This window comes from Plantactinospora sp. WMMC1484 (assembly GCF_049315195.1).
Classification (GTDB): domain Bacteria; phylum Actinomycetota; class Actinomycetes; order Mycobacteriales; family Micromonosporaceae; genus Plantactinospora.
In genome coordinates this window covers 7,817,772-7,837,520 of sequence record NZ_CP186055.1, presented here as the reverse complement: position 1 = coordinate 7,837,520, position 19,749 = coordinate 7,817,772, and the positions used below count along the sequence as shown (strand labels likewise).

The 19,749-nt window shown below is 71.1% G+C and carries 13 protein-coding genes, 2 pseudogenes and 3 riboswitches; of the genes and pseudogenes, 13 read left to right on the top strand and 2 right to left on the bottom strand.

Annotated features, from left to right (window positions below; all coding sequences use genetic code 11):
• Window positions 1-224 precede the first annotated feature (224 nt).
• The 11 genes and pseudogenes from ACN28C_RS33535 to ACN28C_RS33485 all read left to right on the top strand — a co-directional run bounded on the left by ACN28C_RS33535 (window position 225) and on the right by ACN28C_RS33485 (window position 15,240).
• Window positions 225-2,924, top strand: a complete 2,700-nt coding sequence (locus tag ACN28C_RS33535) for a prenyltransferase/squalene oxidase repeat-containing protein (RefSeq protein ID WP_422771480.1) — start codon at window positions 225-227, stop codon at window positions 2,922-2,924.
• Window positions 2,921-3,883 carry a hypothetical protein gene (locus tag ACN28C_RS33530; RefSeq protein ID WP_422771479.1) on the top strand — a complete coding sequence of 321 codons (963 nt, stop codon included), beginning with the start codon at window positions 2,921-2,923 and terminating at the stop codon, window positions 3,881-3,883. The genes ACN28C_RS33535 and ACN28C_RS33530 overlap by 4 nt, the downstream gene beginning before the upstream one ends.
• A 46-nt stretch (window positions 3,884-3,929) precedes the next feature.
• Window positions 3,930-5,066 (top strand): CbiQ family ECF transporter T component, encoded by a 1,137-nt coding sequence (locus ACN28C_RS33525; protein ID WP_422771478.1) that lies wholly within the window; start codon window positions 3,930-3,932, stop codon window positions 5,064-5,066.
• Window positions 5,063-6,682 carry an ABC transporter ATP-binding protein gene (locus tag ACN28C_RS33520; RefSeq protein WP_422771477.1) on the top strand — a complete coding sequence of 540 codons (1,620 nt, stop codon included), beginning with the start codon at window positions 5,063-5,065 and terminating at the stop codon, window positions 6,680-6,682. The genes ACN28C_RS33525 and ACN28C_RS33520 overlap by 4 nt, the downstream gene beginning before the upstream one ends.
• Window positions 6,679-7,488, top strand: a complete 810-nt coding sequence (locus ACN28C_RS33515) for an ECF transporter S component (RefSeq protein ID WP_422771476.1) — start codon at window positions 6,679-6,681, stop codon at window positions 7,486-7,488. The genes ACN28C_RS33520 and ACN28C_RS33515 overlap by 4 nt, the downstream gene beginning before the upstream one ends.
• Before the next feature lie 205 nt (window positions 7,489-7,693).
• A riboswitch (cobalamin riboswitch) is annotated at window positions 7,694-7,913 on the top strand.
• Between the two features lie 139 nt (window positions 7,914-8,052).
• Complete coding sequence (locus ACN28C_RS33510) at window positions 8,053-8,562, top strand: acyl-CoA thioesterase (RefSeq protein ID WP_422771475.1); 510 nt, start codon at window positions 8,053-8,055, stop codon at window positions 8,560-8,562.
• On the top strand, window positions 8,559-9,200 hold the full coding sequence (locus tag ACN28C_RS33505) for a LysE family translocator (protein WP_422771474.1): 642 nt from the start codon (window positions 8,559-8,561) through the stop codon (window positions 9,198-9,200). Before ACN28C_RS33510 ends, ACN28C_RS33505 begins: the two co-directional genes overlap by 4 nt.
• Window positions 9,201-9,587: 387 nt before the next feature.
• A complete protein-coding gene (locus tag ACN28C_RS33500) occupies window positions 9,588-10,628 on the top strand; it encodes a peptidase (protein WP_422771473.1) in 1,041 nt (346 codons plus the stop codon).
• Window positions 10,629-10,681: 53 nt separating this feature from the next.
• Entirely contained in the window at window positions 10,682-11,125 is a 444-nt protein-coding gene (locus ACN28C_RS33495; RefSeq protein ID WP_422774900.1) for a hypothetical protein, read from the top strand.
• Window positions 11,126-11,465: 340 nt separating this feature from the next.
• A riboswitch (cobalamin riboswitch) is annotated at window positions 11,466-11,673 on the top strand.
• A 134-nt stretch (window positions 11,674-11,807) separates the two neighbouring features.
• Window positions 11,808-14,197 (top strand): annotated as a pseudogene (locus tag ACN28C_RS33490) (ribonucleoside-diphosphate reductase subunit alpha).
• On the top strand, window positions 14,194-15,240 hold the full coding sequence (locus ACN28C_RS33485; protein WP_422771472.1) for a ribonucleotide-diphosphate reductase subunit beta: 1,047 nt from the start codon (window positions 14,194-14,196) through the stop codon (window positions 15,238-15,240). The pseudogene ACN28C_RS33490 and the gene ACN28C_RS33485 overlap by 4 nt, the downstream one beginning before the upstream one ends.
• Here ACN28C_RS33485 and ACN28C_RS33480 read toward each other — a convergent pair.
• Window positions 15,218-15,544 carry a hypothetical protein gene (locus ACN28C_RS33480; protein WP_422771471.1) on the bottom strand — a complete coding sequence of 109 codons (327 nt, stop codon included), beginning with the start codon at window positions 15,542-15,544 and terminating at the stop codon, window positions 15,218-15,220. The two genes, ACN28C_RS33485 and ACN28C_RS33480, sit on opposite strands and share 23 nt — an antisense overlap.
• 110 nt (window positions 15,545-15,654) lie before the next feature.
• A riboswitch (cobalamin riboswitch) is annotated at window positions 15,655-15,866 on the top strand.
• Window positions 15,867-15,983: 117 nt separating this feature from the next.
• Here ACN28C_RS33480 and metE point away from each other — a divergent pair.
• Together metE and ACN28C_RS33470 are read left to right on the top strand one after the other, a co-directional pair.
• The gene (gene metE, locus ACN28C_RS33475) at window positions 15,984-18,221 is read left to right on the top strand and encodes a 5-methyltetrahydropteroyltriglutamate--homocysteine S-methyltransferase (protein WP_422771470.1); all 2,238 of its coding nucleotides are present in this window, start codon (window positions 15,984-15,986) and stop codon (window positions 18,219-18,221) included.
• Between the two features lie 52 nt (window positions 18,222-18,273).
• Window positions 18,274-18,489 (top strand): annotated as a pseudogene (locus ACN28C_RS33470) (glycine hydroxymethyltransferase); the annotation flags it as partial.
• A gap of 1,028 nt (window positions 18,490-19,517) precedes the next feature.
• Here the strand turns inward: ACN28C_RS33470 and ACN28C_RS33465 are convergent.
• Entirely contained in the window at window positions 19,518-19,646 is a 129-nt protein-coding gene (locus ACN28C_RS33465; RefSeq protein ID WP_422771469.1) for a hypothetical protein, read from the bottom strand.
• Window positions 19,647-19,749: the final 103 nt, after the last annotated feature.

The window sequence follows — 19,749 nt, the reverse complement described above, 5'->3', positions numbered from 1 at the left end:
CTGGCAAGACCACTGTGTTGCGATGAAGTGCTCCAGCACCCAGGGGAAGCCGGTCAAATCCCGGCACTGGCCCGCAGCCGTAGGTTCCGCAGCGTCGGGACGAGTCGGATTACCTGGCTGGAGATGCGTCAGCGTCGTCGAGGTCACGATGCGGGTACCGCGCCGGGAAAGGCACCGGGGCGGCGGCCGTGTCTACGCCGCTCACACCCCTGGAAGAGCCGCCCATGCCGTCCCTCACCCGCCGATGGTCCCGTCTCGGGGCCGCCGCCGTCGCACTGCTCACCCTCGGCGTCACCGCGGTGGCGGTGTCGACGGCCGCCGCCGCCGATCCGATCGAGGCGTGCACGCCGACCAGCGGCGCGATAGTCGCCGTCGACTTCCGTCCGTGGAACGGTCAGGTGCTGCGGGGCTGCGACGCGACCCCGACGACCGGCTTCGAGCTGTTGCACGAGGCCGGGTTCACCACGGCCGGCACGGCGCACGACGGGTCGGGTTTCATCTGCCGGATCGGCAACGCGGCTTTCGACGGCGGTACCCAGTATCCGACGCCGGAGCGGGAGGCGTGCCAACTCACCCCGCCCGCGACCGCGTACTGGTCGTACTGGTACGCCTCGCCGGGGCAGGAAGGGTGGACGTACAGCCCGCTCGGGGCGATGGAGATGGTGCCGGGGCCGGGGGAGGTGCAGGCGTGGGTCTTCGGCGGCACCGACATCGGCGGTACGACGGGCCGGCCGACGTTCACCCCGGACGAGGTCCGAGCCGCCGGCCCCACGCCGTCTCCCACCGTCTCCCCGACTGCCGGTCCCGGCGGGCCGGGCGCCCCGCCGACCGAAGCGCAGATCGCCGCCGCCTCTTCCTACCTGGTCGGGAAGCTGACCGACGGTGACCATGTCTACAACCCGGATGGGCAGTTCGTCGACCACACCCGCAGCATCGTGGTCGCGACGGCGCTCGCCGCCTCGGGCGGGCAGGACCCGACCCTGACGAAGATGCGCGACTACCTTGCCGCGCATGTGGAGGCGGCGGTCCTCCCCGACGGTGCCGACGGGCTGCCCAACCAGTTCAACGCGGCCAACCTCGCGCTCCTGGTCACCATCACCGGCGGCGACCCGCGTGACGTCGGCGGTCGAGACCTGTTGGCGGTGCTCACCGATCGGGTGTGCACGGCGGCCGACGCCGGCGCGGGCTGCACTGCGGCCGGGGACTTCGCCGGCTCGTATGCCCCGGTGACGCACGCGTTCGCGCTGCTCGCCCTGCGCCGCGCCGGGGTGACTCCACCGGCGGCCACGGTCGAGCGGCTGTTGCAGTGGCAGTGCGCCGGGGGTGGGTTCGCCGACTCGCTGATCGCGCCCGGTGACCCGTGCACACCGGATCCGGCGAACACCGGTGCGGCACTGCTCGCCCTGTCCGTACTCGGCGGGCACGATAGTGAGGTCACGGCCGCGAAGGCGTACCTGACGGGGGCGCAGCGGGCCGACGGCGGCTACCTGCCCTATGTCGGTGCCGGGGCGTCGGACAGCTACACCACCGCGATGGCGGCGCAGGGGCTGCTCGCGGTCGGGGCGGCGGAGCCGGTCGCGGCGGCGCGCGGTTTCCTCGCCGCCCGGACGGCCGCCGACGGCGGCCTGAGCCCGGATGCGACGGTGACCGAGTCGGACCTGGTCGCGACCTCGGGCGCGCTGCCGACCCTGGCCGGGCGGAATCTCGCCACGCTGACACATCCGCTCGGTGGGGAGCCGCCGCAGGGCCCGACGCCGGATCTCGCCAGGGGTGTGGCATGGCTCGTCGCACCGGCGCAGCTCGTCGACGGCCGCTACTACGAATCGTTTCCCGGCTTTCCGGAGTTCGGGCTGACGATCGACGGCGCGTTCGCGCTGGCCGCCGCCGGTCTCGACGACGCCAAGCTGCGGGCGATCACCGATTTCATCCGCAGCGGCGGCAAGGTCGGCGAGAGTGAGTTCACCGTCGACAGTTGGCTGGGGATCGGCACCGAGTTTCCGTCCGGCGGCGCGATCGGCAAGGTCGCGCTCCTCGCCCAGGTCACCGGCTACGACCCGGGCACCTTCGGCGGCCACGACCTGATCACCGCCCTGCACGACATCACCTGCACCACGGCCGATCCGGCGACCGGCTGCGCCGCCGCCGGGAACTACCGCAACGCGCCGTCGGTGTTCGCGCAGGTCCTGGGCGTCATCGCGCAACTGCGGGCCGGGCGGACGCAGGACGCCGCCGCCCCGATCGAGTTCCTCAAGAGTCTCCAGCGGGCCAACGGCGCGTTCCCGAGCCTGATTCCGGCCGAGGGCAGCGGTGACGAGGTCGACAGTACGGCGATGGCCGCGATGGCCCTGGCGATGCTTCCCGACGACCCGGATGCCGTCACCGCCGTCGACAGGGCCCTCGGCTGGATCGCCGGCCAGCAGCAGGCCGACGGCGGGTTCCCGGGCGCGGCCGGCATCTCCACCAACTCCACCGCGTTGGCGATCCAGGGGATGACGCTGCGGCGCGGGACCTACAGCAGCCAGATCGGTAAGGCACTGGCGTTTCTGGCCGGGCAGCAGAATCCCGACGGCGGATTCAACGTCGCGGCCGACGGGCAGGCAGGCTCTGACGTCCGCGCCTCGACCCAGGTCGTCGGCGGCGCGACCGGGATCTCGTTCGGCACCCTGCTACGCGACGTGCACGACCTCGACCCTTCCCCGACGCCGTCCCCGTCGCAAACCCCGTCCCCGTCGACCTCACCAACCCCGTCACCGTCGGTATCCAGCGAACCGAGCGCGACGCCGCCACCGGACGCGATGCCGGTGACCGGCGCTTCGATCGTCTCGCTGACCCTCGGCGCGCTCGTCCTGATCATCGCCGGTGTGGTCCTGCTCGTACTCGCCCGCCGCCGCCGGACCACCATCGACACGGCAGGCCGGTCATGATCCGCCGTATCGGCGCCGCCGTCGCCGCGCTGGCCGTGGCGCAGGCGGCGGCCGTCGTCGCCCCGGCAGCCGCGTACGCGGCGCCGCTGCCGTTGGGCCAGTGCACCACCCGCTCCGGGGTGATACTCGCCGTGGACTTCAGCCGGTGGGGCGGCCCACTGCTGCGCTCCTGCGGCACCACCCCGACCACCGGCTACCAACTGCTGAACCAGGGCGGTTGGAAGACCGCTGGCACCGGACACGACGGACCGGCGTTCATCTGCCGGATCGGCTACTCCGGCTTCCGCAACGGCACCCAGTACCCGCCGCCGACCGAGGAACGCTGTGTGCTGACCCCGCCGGCGTCGGCGTACTGGTCGTACTGGCACGCCGATCCCGGCGCCAACAGCTGGGAGTACAGCCAGCTCGGGGCGATGAGCTACAAACCGAAGCCGGGCAGCGTCGACCTGTGGATCTTCGGCGGGACCGACATCGGCGGCACCAAGGGCCGGCCGACGTTCAGCCCGGACAGCGTCCGGGCCCACAACACCGCCCCGGTCCCGAATCCACCACCGGCCCCGGCCCCGACCACCAACCGGCCCGCCCCCGGCGGCAACCCACCTCCGGCGCAGGCGCCCGCACCACCCGCGACAGCCGACGACGCCACCACGGTGCCGGTGCCGACCGGTCCGACCAGCACCCTCGGCGCGACCCCGCCCGCCACGGTGTGGCCGTCCGGCGCACCGAGCCCGACGGCCTCGAACGGCGGCGCCGGGCCGACCGACACCGGGGGCAGCGGCGGCCCGACGGTGGTCGACGCCGTCCCCACCCGGGCCGCACCCGCCGACCGTGGCTCGGCCGGCCCGCTGCTGATCACCCTCGGCGTACTCGCGCTGCTCGGGAGCGGCGGCGCGGTACTCGGCTGGCGTCGCCGCCGTACCGGCCCGGACGCCGCGCCACCGGTGGAACCGGCACCGTGACCCGCGCTCGGTTCAGCACGCGGCCGCGCGTGGCGCCCGGCCCGGCGTGAACACGGCGAGTCTTCGCGCCGCGCGGCTGCCCCGAGGGCTGCATCCGGTCGCCTGGTGGCTGTGGGCACTCGCCCTGGCCACCGCGGCCAGCCGCACCAGCAACCCGCTGCTGCTGGCCCTCATCTTCGCCGTACTCGGCTTCGTGGTCACCGCCCGGCGCACCGACGCGCCCTGGGCCAGGGCGTTCCACTACTACCTGATCCTCGCGCTGTCGGTCATCGTCATCCGGGTCGTGTTCCGGATCGTCTTCGCCACCGGCGTCACCCCCGAGGACCACATCCTGTTCCGGCTGCCGCATGTGCCGACCCCCGACTGGTATGCCGGGATCCAGATCGGTGGCCCGGTGTCGCTGGAGGCGACCCTCTCGGCCGCGCTGGACGGGCTCCGGCTCGCCTGCCTGCTCTGCTGCATCGGCGCCGCGAACAGCCTCGCCAACCCGAAACGTGCCCTGAAGGTGCTGCCCGGCGCGCTCTACGAACTCGGCGTGGCCGTCACCGTCGCGCTCAGCGTCGCACCGCAGCTGGTGGAGAGCGTGCAGCGGGTCGCCCGGGCCCGCCGACTTCGTGCCGGCCGCTCCCGTGGTCTGCGGGCGGTACGCGCGATCGCGTTGCCGGTGCTGCACGACGCCTTGGACCGGTCGCTACGGCTGGCTGCCGCGATGGACTCCCGTGGCTACGGCCGGACCGGCACCGCCACCCGCACCTCCCGGCGCCTCACCGGCGCCCTGATGCTCACCGGCATGGCCGGCCTGTGCATCGGCGTCTACGGCCTGCTCGACCCGAGCGTGCCCCGCCCCGTCAGCCTCGGCGCCCTGGCCACCGGCATCGTCCTCAGCGTCACCGGCCTGGCCGTCGGCGGGCGGCGGGTCTCCCGCAGCCGCTACCGCCCTGACCCCTGGCAGTGGCCGGAATGGGTCGTCGCCGGCTGCGGCATCGCCGCCGCCGTCGTCCTCACCGCCGGGACCGGCTACGACCCCGCCGAGCTGAACCCCGGCCTGTACCCGCTGGCGTGGCCGACCCTGCCGCTGCTACCCACCGCCGCGATCCTCCTCGCGGCGCTCGCCGCGTTCGCCGCACCCCCACCACCACGGCCCAGACCGATCGCCGTTCCCGCCGCCGGAGCCCACCCGTGATTCGCTTCGACCACGTCAGCATCACCTACGCCGACAGCCCTCGACCGGCGCTGCGCGACGTCACCCTCACGATCGACGAGGGTGAACTGTGCCTGGTCGTCGGGCACACCGGATCCGGCAAGTCCACCCTCCTCGGCGCGATCAACGGCCTCGTCCCGCACTTCACCGGCGGCACCCTCACCGGCCGGGTCACCGTCGCCGACCGGTCCACCGCCGAGCACCCACCGCGCGAGTTCGCCGAACTCGTCGGCGTCGTCGGACAGGACCCGGTCGCCGGGTTCGTCACCGACACCGTCGAGGAGGAACTCGCCTACGGAATGGAACAACTCGCCCTCACCCCGACGGTGATGCGGACCCGGGTCGAGGAGACGCTCGACCTGCTCGGCCTCGCCGACCTGCGCCACCGGGGCCTGCACGAACTCTCCGGCGGCCAGCAGCAGCGGGTCGCGATCGGCGCCGCCCTCACCGCCCACCCCCGGGTACTCGTCCTCGACGAACCCACCTCGGCGCTCGACCCGACCAGCGCCGAGGACGTCCTTGCCACGATCACCCGCCTCGTGCACGACCTCGGGATCACCGTCGTCCTCGCCGAACACCGCCTCGAACGCGTCATCCCGTACGCCGACCGCCTCGTCCTGCTGGGCGGTGACGGCACCGCCCGGCACGGCGATCCGGCCACCCTGCTGGCCGACAGCACCGTCGCCCCACCGATCGTGCACCTCGGCCGCCTCGCCGGGTGGGCACCGCCACCGCTGTCCGTCCGCGACGCCCGCCGACACACTCCCACCCTGCGGCAGCGGCTACCCGCCACACCACCGGTCCCACACCGTCCCGCATGCGCCGACGGCGAGGTGACGCTGACCGCCAGGGGAGTGGTGGTCCGGCACGGCCCGGTCGTCGCCGTTCGCGGCGCCACCCTCGACCTGCGGGCCGGTGAGGTGGTGGCGTTGATGGGCCGCAACGGATCGGGCAAGTCGTCCCTGCTGTGGGCGTTGCAGGGCGCCGGCCGCCGCGCCGGCGGCACGATCCGCACGGGTGGTTCCGACCCGGCCAAGGTCACCCCGGTCGAGGCCCGTCGGCTGGTCGGGCTGGTGCCGCAGACCGCCACCGACCTGCTCTACCTCGACAGCGTCGGCGCCGAACTCGACCAGGCCGACCGCGACGGCGCCACCCCGGGAACCGCCCGACGGCTCCTCGACGACCTCACGCCCGGCATCGCCGACGCCGCACATCCCCGCGACCTGTCCGCCGGACAGCAGCTGGCGCTGGTCCTGGCCATCCAACTCGCCGTCACACCCCGGGTGGTACTGCTCGACGAACCGACCCGAGGACTCGACTACACGGCCAAAGCCGCCCTGGTCCGCACCCTGAACCAACTCGCCATCCAGGGGCACGCGGTCGTCGTGGCCACCCACGACGTCGAGTTCGCCACCGCCGCCGCCGACCGGGTCGTCGTCATGGCCGACGGCGACATCGTCACCGACGGCCCCGCACCGACGGTCCTGACCGCCTCACCGACCTTCGCCCCACAGATCACGAAGATCCTCGCCCCGCTGCCGTACCTCACCGTCGGCCAGGTCGCCGCCGCCCTCGACACACCCCAGGCGCAGCCGTGACCGCCGTACAGGTTCCGGCCCGGGCGACCGCGACGATCGTGATGGCGTCGTTCGTGGGCCTCGTCGCCTTCCTGTGGCCGTTCGTCGTCGCCCCCGGCACGTTCGGCGCCGCCGAGACCCCACCGCTGATGTTCGGCGCCCTGCTCGTCCTCGTCCTCGCCGTCGTCTTCGCCGAGATCGCCGACCGGCGCATCGACGCCAAAGCCCTCGCCATGCTCGGCGTCCTCTCCGCGATCAACGCCGCACTACGCCCCCTCGGCGCCGGCACCGCCGGCATCGAAACCGTCTTCTTCGTCCTCGTCCTCGCCGGACGGGTCTTCGGCCCCGGCTTCGGGTTCGCGCTCGGCTGCACCTCTCTGTTCGCCTCCGCCCTCCTCACCGGCGGCGTCGGACCGTGGATGCCGTACCAGATGTTCGGCTGCGCCTGGGTCGGCATGCTCGCCGGCCTACTACCCAAAGCAAGCGGCAAGGCGGAGATCGCGCTGCTGGCCTGCTATTCGGCGGTCAGCGGCTACCTGTTCGGGTTCATGCTCAACCTGTCCTTCTGGCCGTTCTCCCTCGACCCCGCCAGCTCCATCGCCTACCAACCCGGCCTGCCCCTGCTCGAACAGTTCCAGCGATACTTCGCCTTCTTCACCGTCACCTCGCTCGGCTGGGACACCGGCCGCGCCGTCACCACCGCGATCCTCGTCACCCTCACCGGCCCGGCGGTCCTCGGTGCCTTCCGCCGCGCCGCCCGCCGAGCGAACTTCCACACCACACCCAGCTTCGAGCCCGCCAGGCGGGGCGCCGACCGTGGAGCATGACGACGCCTCCGCCCGAGCACCAAACGACGCCCGCGAGCCGCGGGTCACGCAATCCGGCCGTCCCGACGCGGCGACAGCGGTGTACCCGTGCCCGGCCTGCGCCGCGCTGTGAGCCGACCCGGCCTGCGCCGCGCTGGTGAGACGATCCGCACACTTCCGCGTTGCAGGACGCTTCTGCCTTCCACACAGTGGGACGGCGGCGGCTATCATCGGCGTCAGCGCTGGTTCGCCCCGTCCGTGCAGGCGGGGCGTCGTAAGAGGGAACCCGGTGAGAATCCGGGACTGCCCCGCAGCGGTGAGCAGGAACGACCGCCGTCAACGGCACTGGGCGCACCCGCGCCTGGGAAGCGACGGCCAGTAGGAGACCGGACCCCAGTCCGGACGTGCCCGCGAGTCCGAAGACCTGCCCGCGCCGCACACACCGACCGGGTGTGTGCTGCCGCCGGCCTCGCGGGTGGGCCGGGCGGACCGCGTACCCGTCCGGTACCGCCTACCACGGCGCCCGACGGTCGGTGTGGTCTGTCCTTCCTGCCGCAGGTCACGACCACCTTCGGGGGACAACCCGTGCGCGACACGATTCTGCCCAGCCGCCCACCGTCCGCATCGCAGCTGACCCTGTCGCAGATCATGGACCAGCACCACACCAACCTGATGGGCACCGTGCACGGCGGCCGGATCCTGAACCTGATCGACGCCGTCGCCGGCGTGGTCGCCGCCCGCCACTCCGAAGGCCCGGCCGTCACCGCCGCCATCGACGAAACCGCCTTCCTCCAGGCGGTACGCGTCGGCGACGTCGTGCACGTGGACGCCCGGATCACCTGGGCCGGCCGGTCCTCGATGGAGATCGCCGTCACCGTCACCGCCGACCGGTGGGACCGCGCCGTCCCACCCACCCTGGTCGCCACGGCCCACCTGGTGATGGTCGCCATCGACGACAACGGCCAACCCCGACCGGTACCTGCACTGTCGCCGGAGACCGACGACGATCGCCGCCGCTACCAGGAGGCGCAGATCCGCCGCGAGCACCGCCTGACGCTCCGCCGCGCCCTCGCCAGCCAGGCCGGCCTGGCGTGAGCGAGTTCGGGTACGTGCCGGCCGGAACCCTCGTTGGCTACCTCGCCGTGATCACCCTGTTCATGCTCACCCCTGGCCCGGACATGCTGTACGTGCTGGCCAACGCCGTCCGCTACGGCACCCGGGCCAGCGTCGCCGCCGCGGCCGGCGTCGCCGTCGGCGAGATCATCCACGTGGCCGTCGCGATCGCCGGGCTCTCCGTCGTGATCGCCAACTCACCGACCCTGTACGCGACGATCCGGTACGCCGGAGCCGCCTACCTGATCACCCTCGGACTGCTGGCCCTGCGCCGACCGGCGAATCCCCGGACCGCCCGGCAGGACGCGGCACCGGCAACGATCGGTCTGGTCAAGGCGGCCGGTCGTGGCCTGCTGACCAACCTGCTCAACCCGAAGATGATCCTCTTCACGATCGCGTTCCTGCCCCAGTTCGTCGACCTGAACCGAGGCCACGTCACCGCCCAACTCCTGGTCCTGGGCGCCGTCTTCGTCGCCGTACAACTCGCCCTCGACATCGCACTCGGGCTGGTCACCGGCCGACTTGCCGGCAGGCTGACCACCGGCCGGCCCGCCCGCCTGTTGCATCGAATCAGCGCCGTGGCCTTCTTCGGCATCGGTGTACACCTTGCCATCGGATAACCCGCCCGACGACCCACGCCGGCGCCCCGACAACCGCCGACAGGGCGCCAGTATGAGCGGCCAGCCGAAGAGCGTGCCCGCACAGGCAGATCCGTGACTTCGGCTGCCCGGAGGGTCGCATGCCCGGAGAGTCTCAGCAGGACGGCCGTTGACGACACGAGCCCGGATGGCCACACTGACTGCAACATCATGATACCTGTGCGTCGATGGGGGAAGTCCGGTACAAGCCGGCGCTGGCCCGCAACGGTAGGCGGCGAACACACGCCGCGAGCCCGAGTACCCATCGATGTACCGCAAGGTTCCCCCACCCGTCGTGGCCCACGGGTCGGAGCCGCCCGGGAGCGGTCCCGGGTCGCGTCGACCGTCGGGCCGGAAAGGCACCGATTGATGGCCGCCCTCCTCCGACACCGCAGCCGCACCCTCGTCACCGGCGTACTCGCCACTCTCACCCTGTGCATAGCTGTCGCCCCACCGGCCGCCGCGCAATCCACCCTCAACCGTGTCGACGCCGCCGCAGGATGGCTCGCGCGCCAGATGGTCGACGGCGAACGGTTCGAGGTCGTCTTCGACGGCGTCGCCTACCCCGACCAGGGACTCACCCTCGACGCGATCTTCGCCTTCGCCGCCGCGAAGGTCGCCGACACGAACGCCGCCAGCGCCACCGCCTGGTTGGCGCAACCGGCGGTCACCACCGGCTACATCGGCGACGGCACCGAGGCGTACGCCGGAGCGACCGCCAAACTCGCCCTCGGTGCACAGGTCCGCGGCCTGAATCCGGCAGCGTTCGGCGGTGTCGACCTGATCGCCCGCCTGCACACCCTGATGGCACCAACCGGTAGGTTCACCGACCGGTCCGCCTTCGGCGACTTCAGCAATATGTTCAGCCAGTCATTCGCGGTGCTGGCACTCGACCGGGCGGGCGGAGCACCCCCGGCGGCGGTGGCCTTCCTGGCCGGCGCCCGCTGCCCCGACGGCGGCTTTCCCCTGCTATTCGCCCAGGCCACCTGCGTCAGCGACGTGGACGCCACCGCACTGGCGATCCAGGCACTCCTCGCCGCCGACCGTCCCCTCGTCGCTCAGGCGGCGGCTCGATGGCTGGTCTCCGTGCAGGCCGACGACGGGTCGTTCACCGCGAACGGGGTGGCCAACGCCAACAGCACCGGACTGGCCGCCCAGGCGCTCGCTGCCGCCGGCCGGGCAGTGCCGTGGTTGGAGGCTCGCCAGTACCTGACCAGCCTCCAGCAGGGCTGCACCGCCCCTACGGCGAACCGGGGCGCGATCGCCTACACAGACGGCGGGTACGACCCCGCCACCGCGACCCGCGCCACCGCCCAAGCCGTCCCCGGACTGGCAGGCAGCGGCTTCGCCACCCTGTCCGCCGCCGGCTCCCACCCGGTCGCCCCGACCCTGGCGTGTCCGCACCGATGACCACCATGGGAGGTCCACCAGTGCCTATCCCGATCCGCCGCCACATCGCCGCACTGATCGCCATCATCGTCGTCGCGGCCGGGCTGGTCGCCGCCGACCCGACGCCCCGCCCGGCGCACGCCGCCGCGTGCAGCCCCGGCACCGGGGTCACCGTCGTCGTCGACTTCACCGCGTTCGGTCTTGGCGTGCAGACCGCCTGCTACCTCGGCGACCCACCGACCGGCCTGGCCGCCCTGCAAGGCGCCGGCTACACCGTCACCGGCACCCAACGCTGGGGTCTCGCGTTCATCTGCCGCATCAACGGACGACCGCTACCGGCCGCCGAACCGTGCGTCAACACACCGCCGGCCACCGCCTACTGGTCCTACTGGCACGCCCCACCCGGCGGCAGCTGGTCCTACAGCACCCTCGGCGCCACCAGCTACAACCCCGCCCAGGGCACCGTCGAAGGCTGGCGATTCGGATCCGGCCAGGCACCCTCGATTTCCCCACCGTGACCTCGGCCCGCCTGGCCGACCGCCGTGCCGGTGGCCGGCCAGGCATGTCACCACCATGCGATGCCCCGGACCGAGACGGGGTGGGGACCCGGCACGACGCTCGGTCGGCGGACGGTCATCGTAGACGGGTTCCTGCCGCTACGGCGGGTCAAGGACCAGGGGATGACCGGGGGTGACGTCGGGTTCCGCTTCTGATCGGTTACCGGCCTGCCGCCGACCCGCCCGCGTCGCCGTTGGCGGGCACCCGACTCCCAGCACGCTGGGGAAGTCAGGCGCAAATCCTGCACCGTGACACGCCCGACACAGCATCTGGTGTTTTCTCCTTTCGTCGTGCCCATATATGGTGTTGTCCGTAGCTGGTTCGACCGTCAATCCATGGTGGTCGAGGCAAGAGGGAACCCGGTGGGAATCCGGGACTGCCCCGCAGCGGTGAGTGGGAACGACCGCCGTCAACGAAGCACTGGACCCTCGGGTCTGGGAAGCGACGGCCAGTAGGGACGAGTACGACGCCCGCGAGTCCGAAGACCTGCCAGCGCGCCGCACGCGTCGCGTGCGGCGGTCGAAGGCCGCGCGGGACGGCCGACGCCATCAGCCGGACCCGTCGGCAGGTACGCCGAGGGTGCCCGGCGGCGTCCTCCCGTGCGCCCGTCGACCTTGTGGACAGGCGTGTGAGGAGGGGGACATGACCGCGACGCGAGAGCGGGTCGCGCCGGACCAGGCGGCGCCGGAGCAGCGCCGGCAGGTGATGCGGGTCCGTAAGCGTAACGGCGACACCGAGCCGGTGGACGTCAACAAGATCGTCAGGGCGGTGGAGCGGTGGGTCGCCGACCTGGGCGAGGTGGATCCGCTGCGGGTGGCGACGAAGACGATCAGCGGGTTGTACGACGGGGCGACCACGGCCGAGTTGGACAAGTTGTCGATCCAGACGGCGGCGGAGCTGATCGGCGAGGAGCCGCAGTACTCGAAGCTCGCCGCCCGGCTGCTGGCGGCGTACGTGGACAAGGAGGTGCGCGGGCAGGGGTGGCGAGCTTCAGCCAGTCCATCCGGTACGCCCACGGTCTGGGGTTGATCGGGGACGGGACGGCCGCGTTCGTGGCCCGCAACGCCCGCAAGCTCGACGACGCTGTCGACCTGGACGGTGATCGTCGGTTCGAGTACTTCGGGCTGCGTACGGTCGCGGACAGGTATCTGTTGCGGCATCCGGAGTCGCGGCTGGTGGTGGAGACGCCGCAGTACTGGCTGCTGCGGGTCGCCTGTGGACTGTCGCAGACGCCCGGTGAGGCGATCGACCTCTACCGTCTCATGTCCAGCCTGGCGTACCTGCCGAGTTCGCCGACGCTGTTCAACTCGGGCACCCGGCACACCCAGATGTCGTCGTGTTTCCTGGTCGACTCGCCGCGCGACGAGCTCGACTCGATCTACGAGCGCTACCACCAGGTCGCGAAGCTGTCGAAGTTCTCCGGCGGGATCGGCATCTCCTGGTCCCGGGTCCGTGGTCGCGGCGCGTTGATCCGGGGCACCAACGGGCGGTCGAACGGGATCGTGCCGTTCCTCAAGACGCTCGACGCCGGGGTGGCGGCGGTGAACCAGGGTGGCCGGCGCAAGGGAGCGGCCTGCGTCTATCTGGAGCCGTGGCACCCGGACGTCGAGGAGTTTCTGGAGCTGCGGGACAACACCGGCGAGGACGCCCGGCGCACCCACAACCTTAACCTGGCGAACTGGATCCCGGACGAGTTCATGCGCCGGGTCGAGGCGGACGGCGACTGGTCGCTGATCGACCCGTCCGACGCGCCGGAGCTGCCCGACCTCTTCGGCGAGGCGTTCGACGAGGCGTACCGGGCGGCGGAGAAGAAGGCCGTGCGGACGGTGAAGGCCCGGGACCTGTACGGGCGGATGATGCGCACGCTGGCCCAGACCGGCAACGGGTGGATGACGTTCAAGGACGCGTCGAACCGGCTGTCCAACCAGACCGGCTCCCCGGGCAACACGATCCACCTGTCCAACCTGTGCACGGAGATCCTGGAGGTGAACAGCGACGGTGAGACGGCGGTGTGCAACCTGGGGTCGGTCAACCTGGGCGCGCACGTCACCGCGGACGGCGTGGACTGGGAGCGGCTGCGGGCGACGGTCCGCACGGCGGTGGTGTTCCTCGACCGGGTGATCGACATCAACTACTACCCGGCGGAGCAGGCGGCGGCGTCGAACCCCCGCTGGCGGCCGGTCGGGCTCGGGCTGATGGGGTTGCAGGACGCGTTCTTCACGCTGCGTCTGCCGTTCGACTCACCGCAGGCGCGAGAGCTGTCGACCCGGGTACAGGAAGAGATCTTCCTGACCGCGCTGGAGACCTCGGCCGGGCTGGCCGAGCGGTTCGGCCCGCATCCGGCGTACGCCGAGACCCGCGCGGCGCGGGGCGAGTTGCACCCGGACCTGTGGGGTGCCGAACTCGCCCAGGTGGAGCGGTGGGCCGCGCTGCGGTCGACGATCGCCGCGCACGGCCTGCGCAACTCGCTGTTGGTGGCGATCGCGCCGACGGCGACGATCGCGTCGATCGCCGGCTGCTACGAGTGCATCGAGCCGCAGGTCTCCAACCTGTTCAAGCGCGAGACGATGTCCGGGGAATTCCTCCAGATCAACACCTACCTGGTGCGGGAGCTGAAGTCACGAGGGCTGTGGACCGCCGCGATCCGCGAGCAGATCAAGCGCGCGGAGGGCTCCGTACAGGGCATCGCCGACCTTCCCGGCGACGTACGGGAGCTGTTCCGCACGGCGTGGGAGCTGCCGCAGCGGGCGCTTGTCGATCTGGCCGCCGCCCGTGCCCCGTACATCGACCAGTCGCAGTCGCTGAACCTGTTCATGAGCGCGCCGACGATCGGCAAGCTCTCCTCGATGTACCTGTACGCCTGGAAGTCCGGGCTGAAGACCACCTACTACCTGCGGTCGCGTCCCGCGACCCGGATCCAGCAGGCCACCGTCGCCGTCACCCCGGTCGTCAAGCCGATCGTCGCGGTCAGCGACGACGAGGCGTTGGCCTGTTCCCTGGAAAACCCCGAAAGCTGTGAGGCCTGCCAGTGACCACCACCTCCGAAACCCGGCCCGGCACCGGCGTCGGTGGGCGGCACCTGCTGCTCGACCCGGGCATGGATCTGACGCTGCGGCCGATGCGCTATCCGCAGTTCTTCGACCGGTTCAAGGACGCGATCAAGAACACCTGGACCGTCGAGGAGGTCGACCTGCACTCCGACCTCGCCGACCTGGCCAAGCTCTCATCCGCCGAGCAGCACCTGGTGTCCCGGTTGGTCGCGTTCTTCGCCACCGGCGACACGATCGTCGCCAACAACCTGGTGCTCAACCTCTATCAGCACGTCAACTCCCCGGAGGGCCGCCTCTATCTATCCCGGCAGCTGTTCGAGGAGGCGGTGCACGTCCAGTTCTACCTGAACCTGCTGGACACCTACGTTCCGGACGAGAAGGAACGGTTCGAGGCGTTCGCGGCGGTGGAGAACATCCCGTCGATCGCCCGGAAGGCAGAGTTCTGCTTCAGGTGGATCGACTCGGTCTTCGAACTGCGGGAGCTGAAGACCCGCGAGGACCGGCGGGCGTTCCTGCTCAACCTGATCTGCTTCGCCGCCTGCATCGAGGGACTCTTCTTCTACGGCGCCTTCGCGTACGTGTACTTCCTGCGCTCCCGGGGGGTGCTGCACGGCCTCGCCTCGGGCACCAACTGGGTGTTCCGGGACGAGTCCATGCACATGGCGTTCGCCTTCGACGTGGTCGACGCCGTACGCGCCGAGGAGCCGGACCTCTTCGACGCCGAGTTGGAACAGCAGGTCAGGGAGATGCTGGCCGAGGCGGTGGAGTGTGAGGTGCAGTTCGCCGCCGACCTGCTCGAACAGGGCGTCTCCGGGATGTCCCTGGCCGAGATGCGGGAATACCTCCAGTACGTCGCCGACCGGCGGCTGGCCATGCTCGGCATCGAGCCGGTGTACGGCAGCCGTAACCCGTTCGCGTTCATGGAGCTACAGGACGTGCAGGAGCTGTCGAACTTCTTCGAGCGGCGGGTGTCGGCCTATCAGGTCGGGGTGACCGGTTCGGTCAGCTTCGACGACGATTTCTGATCCGGCGACGATTTTCGGCCGGCTGAGCCGGGTCGCTGTCCTGGGCGGTGCTGTCGCCGCCGCCCAGGACAGCGGCGACCCGGTCACAGACACAGTCCGCGGGCCGGTTTGCGGTGACGATGGCGCGGATATGCGCGAGACGGTCCTCGGCGTCCCGCAACTGCTGGTGCAGCCGCATGGCCCGGGCGGCCCGGGCACCCACCTGCCGGCGGGACGCGTCGAGGCGTTCGAAATCCGCGGGCGAGACTGCGATCATTTCCCGGCCATCGACAACCACGGCGCGCTTGTCGATCTTTCGGCCCATGCGGCACCTTCCCGTGCGGACGAATATCGGACGACAAGTCAACCACGCAACGCCCAGACACCGGTCCCGTACGTCGGACAGCCTGGCGCGGATACGACCATCAGGCCCGTACGATGGCGGGCGGTGCTGGTTCGTCCCACCCCGCCAGGATGGGACGTCGCAAGAGGGAACCCGGTGGAAGACCGGGACTGCCCCGCAGCGGTGAGTGGGAACGACCGCCGTCAACGAAGCACTGGACCGGAAGGTCTGGGAAGCGACGGCCAGTAGGCGACCTTGTGTCATGCCCACGAGTCCGAAGACCTGCCAGCGCTGCGCACACCGCCCGGTGTGCGCCGCCGGCGGCCTCTCGGGAGGGCCAGGGCGGAAGCCGGTACCTCACGCGTACCCTGCCTTCCCCCTCCCGTGTCCGCCGGGCACTTCGAGGGAAGGACCCCCTGTCATGAGCACCGCATTCGGCCAGAGCACCGTGCTCGGCTACCCGCGCATCGGCGCCAACCGCGAGTTGAAGAAAGCCGTCGAGGCATACTGGGCCGGCGGCATTGATGCCGAAGCCTTGGAGAAGACCGCCGCCGGGCTGCGGGCCGAGGTCTGGCGGACCCTGGCCAACGCCCGCCTCGACGCGATCCCGTCGAACACCTTCTCCTACTACGACCAGATGCTCGACACCGCCGTCGCCGTCGGCGCGATCCCGGCCCGGTTCGCCCGGCTCGGCCTTCCCGCGCTGGACACCTACTTCGCGATGGCCCGCGGCGTGGACGCCGAGCCGGCGCTCGAGCTGACGAAGTGGTTCGACACCAACTACCACTACCTGGTGCCGGAGATCGACCCGGACACCGAGTTCACCGCGAACCCGGCCAAGGCGCTGGGCGAGTACGCCGAGGCCCGCGCGCTGAACATCACCACCCGACCGGTGCTGGTCGGCCCGGCCACGTTCCTGCTGCTGGCCAAGGGCGCCGATCCGTTCGCCCGAATCGATGACCTGGTCGAGACGTACGCCGAGATCCTCTCCGCACTCGCCGAGGCCGGCGTGGCGTGGGTGCAGCTCGACGAACCCGGCTACGTCGCCGACCGCAGCCCCGAGGAGATCGAGGCTCTGCGCCGCGCCTACAGCCGGCTCGGCGAACTCGGACACCGGCCACGGATCTTCGTGGCCACCTACTTCGGCGAGCTCGGCGACGCCCTGCCGGCCCTGCTGGACACCCCGGTCGAGGCGGTCGGCCTTGACCTGGTCGCCGGACCGGGCAACCTGGGACGGCTCGCCGCGGCCGGCCCGCTACGCGGCAAGACGATCGTGGCAGGCCTGGTCGACGGCCACAACGTCTGGCGTACCGACCTGCGCGCGGCCATCGCCACCGGAGCGACCGTCACCGCGCTCGCCGACCACGTCGCCGTCTCCACCTCCTGCTCTTTGCTGCACGTGCCGGTCGACCTGTCCGTCGAGACCCGTCTCGACCCGGATCTGTACGCCCGGCTCGCGTTCGCCCGGCAGAAGGTCGACGAGGTCGTCCTGCTCGGCCGCGCGCTGCGCGACGGCACCACCCACCTGCCCGAGCCCCAGCCGCCCACCCCGGCGGCCTGGCGGCACGACGACGTCCGGGCCCGGCTGGTCGCGCTCACCCCGGCGGACCGGCAGCGCGGTGACTACGCCGACCGGGCCGCCGTCCAGCAGCAGCGGCTGGGACTGCCGCAGCTTCCGACCACCACGATCGGGTCGTTCCCGCAAACCGACGAGCTGCGCAAGGCTCGCGCCGAGCACCGGGCCGGCCGGCTCGACGACGCCGGCTACGTCCAGCGGATGCGCGCCGAGGTCGAGCACGTCATCCGGCTCCAGGAGCGGCTTGGCCTAAACGTGCTCGTGCACGGCGAACCGGAACGCAACGACATGGTCCAGTACTTCGGCGAACAACTGAACGGGTTCGCCGCACCCAAACACGGCTGGGTGCAGTCGTACGGCTCCCGCTGCGTACGCCCGCCGATCATCTACGGCGACGTCGCCCGCAAGGCGCCGATGACCGTCGAGTGGTCCACCTACGCCCAGTCGCTCACGAGCAAGCCGGTCAAGGGGATGCTCACCGGTCCGGTCACCATCCTGGCCTGGTCGTTCGTCCGCACCGACCAGCCCCTGGCCGACACCGCTGACCAGGTCGCGCTCGCCCTGCGCGACGAGTGCCACGACCTGGAGACCGCCGGCATCCGGGTCATCCAGGTCGACGAGCCGGCCCTGCGCGAAACCCTGCCCCTGCGCAAGGCCGACCAGAAGGCGTACCTCGACTGGGCGGTCGGCGCCTTCCGGCTGGCGACCAGCGGCGTCGCCGACGACACCCAGATCCACACCCACCTGTGTTACTCCGAGTTCGGCGAGGTCATCACCGCGATCGACGCCCTCGACGCCGACGTGACAAGCATCGAGGCGTCCCGGTCGAAGATGGAGGTCCTCGACGACCTCGCCGCGATCGGCTACCGCCGGGGCGTCGGCCCCGGGGTGTGGGACATCCACTCGCCCCGGGTCCCGTCCCACGACGAGGTGGTCGAGGCGCTGCGCCGGGCGGTCGCCGCCGTCCCGGCCCAGCGGCTCTGGGTCAACCCCGACTGCGGACTGAAGACCCGCGGCTACCCCGAAGTCGAGGCGTCGCTGCGACACCTGGTCGCCGCTGCCGCCGAGGTCCGCGGAAACTGACATCGCCGCGCCGGGCGGGCTTTCCGGAGAGCCCGCCCGGCCTGATTCGGGAGTGACATTGAACGTCGAATCAGGCGCTTCTCGCTTTGCGATCGAGGCGGTCCGCGCCGTCGAACCGCGCATCGCCGACGCGATCATCTAGGAACTTGACGATCAGCGCGAGTTACTGAAACTAATCGCCAAGAAGGACTACGCCTCGCCGGCCGTGCTGCTGGAGGTGGGTAACTGGCTGTCCGACAAGTACGCCGATGGCACCGTCGGGCGTCGGCCCGGGTTCTGCAACGTGGTCAACGGAGACGGCGATACCGACGCGCCACTGCTGACCGACCCCCGGGTGCTGGCGGTGGGTTTCGTCGGCTTCACGACCGCCGCGCACGACGTGTGAGCCACCGCCACGGCTCACGGCAAACGGGCGCAGTGCCTCGGCGGTGCGAAGAACCATGCTGTGGTGATGCCCGATGCCGACCTCGACTAGGTTCTCGACGCCCCTGGTCGGCGCCGCGGTGCGGCCTGCCGGGCAACGCTGCATGGCGGTCTCGATGGCGGTGTCGATCGGGAGGCCACGCCGACGCGCTGGTCGGGCGCCCCGCCGACCGGGTCCGTGCCCTGCAAGTCGGGGCCGGGCACGACCCGGACGCCGCCTTCGGGCTCCCTGGTCATCAATGCGGCCTGCCGCCGGGCCACCATTCACATCGCCTGCGGTCTGGCCGAGGGCGCGCGGCTCGTCCTCGACGGTCGCGGACACACCGCCGGCGGGCATCCCGACGGCTCTTTACCTTGGGCCGTCGCTGTTCGACCGGGTGAGACCCCGCAGCACCTGTTCGCTGCGCGCTCCGCTGTTCCCTCCGCGCTCTTGGGTTCGGCTTCCGCAGGAGCGTTGTTCCGTGTTCTGCGGCACAGCACTACGTGAGCAAGTGAACGGACGTTGCTCCTGGCCTCTACGGTTTGACGACCTTGAAGTCTCTGCGCTCGGCCCACCCGTATCGATGTTCATCGAAAGAAGTGGTGCCGGCGAAGAGTCGCGGTTCCAGGCTTCCGACATGACAACGCCGGTCGCGGTAACGCCTGGTAACGCCTGGTAACGCCTGGTGACGCCTCACCCGCAGCATCGCTCTGGAGCGACACGACCGGTCGCTACAGCTGGGCGGAGGGTTGTTTGACTGTCGTGGCAAGGCGCCGATGAGACGCGTACAGCTCGTCTCGGAGATTGTGCTGGCAGGCTGCACCCGCCGCCCTGCGGGATGAGGAACTGCTCGGCTACCTGCTTGCGTGCGGCCGGTGAGCTGGTCTTGGTAGCTAGGAATTCCGGCGTATGGCCAGCAGCTTGTTCGCCAGTTCGTCGGGGAGGCGTGCCCGTTCCTGGTCGCTGAGCCGGTCCGGGCCGTCGTCGAGGTTGCTGTGTGGGGCGGGGAACCGCGAGCGCACCCTGTTCACACTGTTTGCCGCTCGTCCGTCGCGAGCGCCTCCTGTTCCCAGAAGTGAACAAGGCCGTTCACCGCGAACGCGACAGAGACACGACCGACCTTGC

Coding starts and splice junctions, on each gene's coding strand:
- ACN28C_RS33480 (WP_422771471.1), bottom strand. CDS start 15,544: ATGGGCCGAAAGATCGACAAGCGCGCCGTGGTTGTCGATGGCCGGGAA.
- ACN28C_RS33500 (WP_422771473.1), top strand. CDS start 9,588: ATGGCCGCCCTCCTCCGACACCGCAGCCGCACCCTCGTCACCGGCGTA.
- ACN28C_RS33535 (WP_422771480.1), top strand. CDS start 225: ATGCCGTCCCTCACCCGCCGATGGTCCCGTCTCGGGGCCGCCGCCGTC.
- ACN28C_RS33530 (WP_422771479.1), top strand. CDS start 2,921: ATGATCCGCCGTATCGGCGCCGCCGTCGCCGCGCTGGCCGTGGCGCAG.
- metE (WP_422771470.1), top strand. CDS start 15,984: ATGAGCACCGCATTCGGCCAGAGCACCGTGCTCGGCTACCCGCGCATC.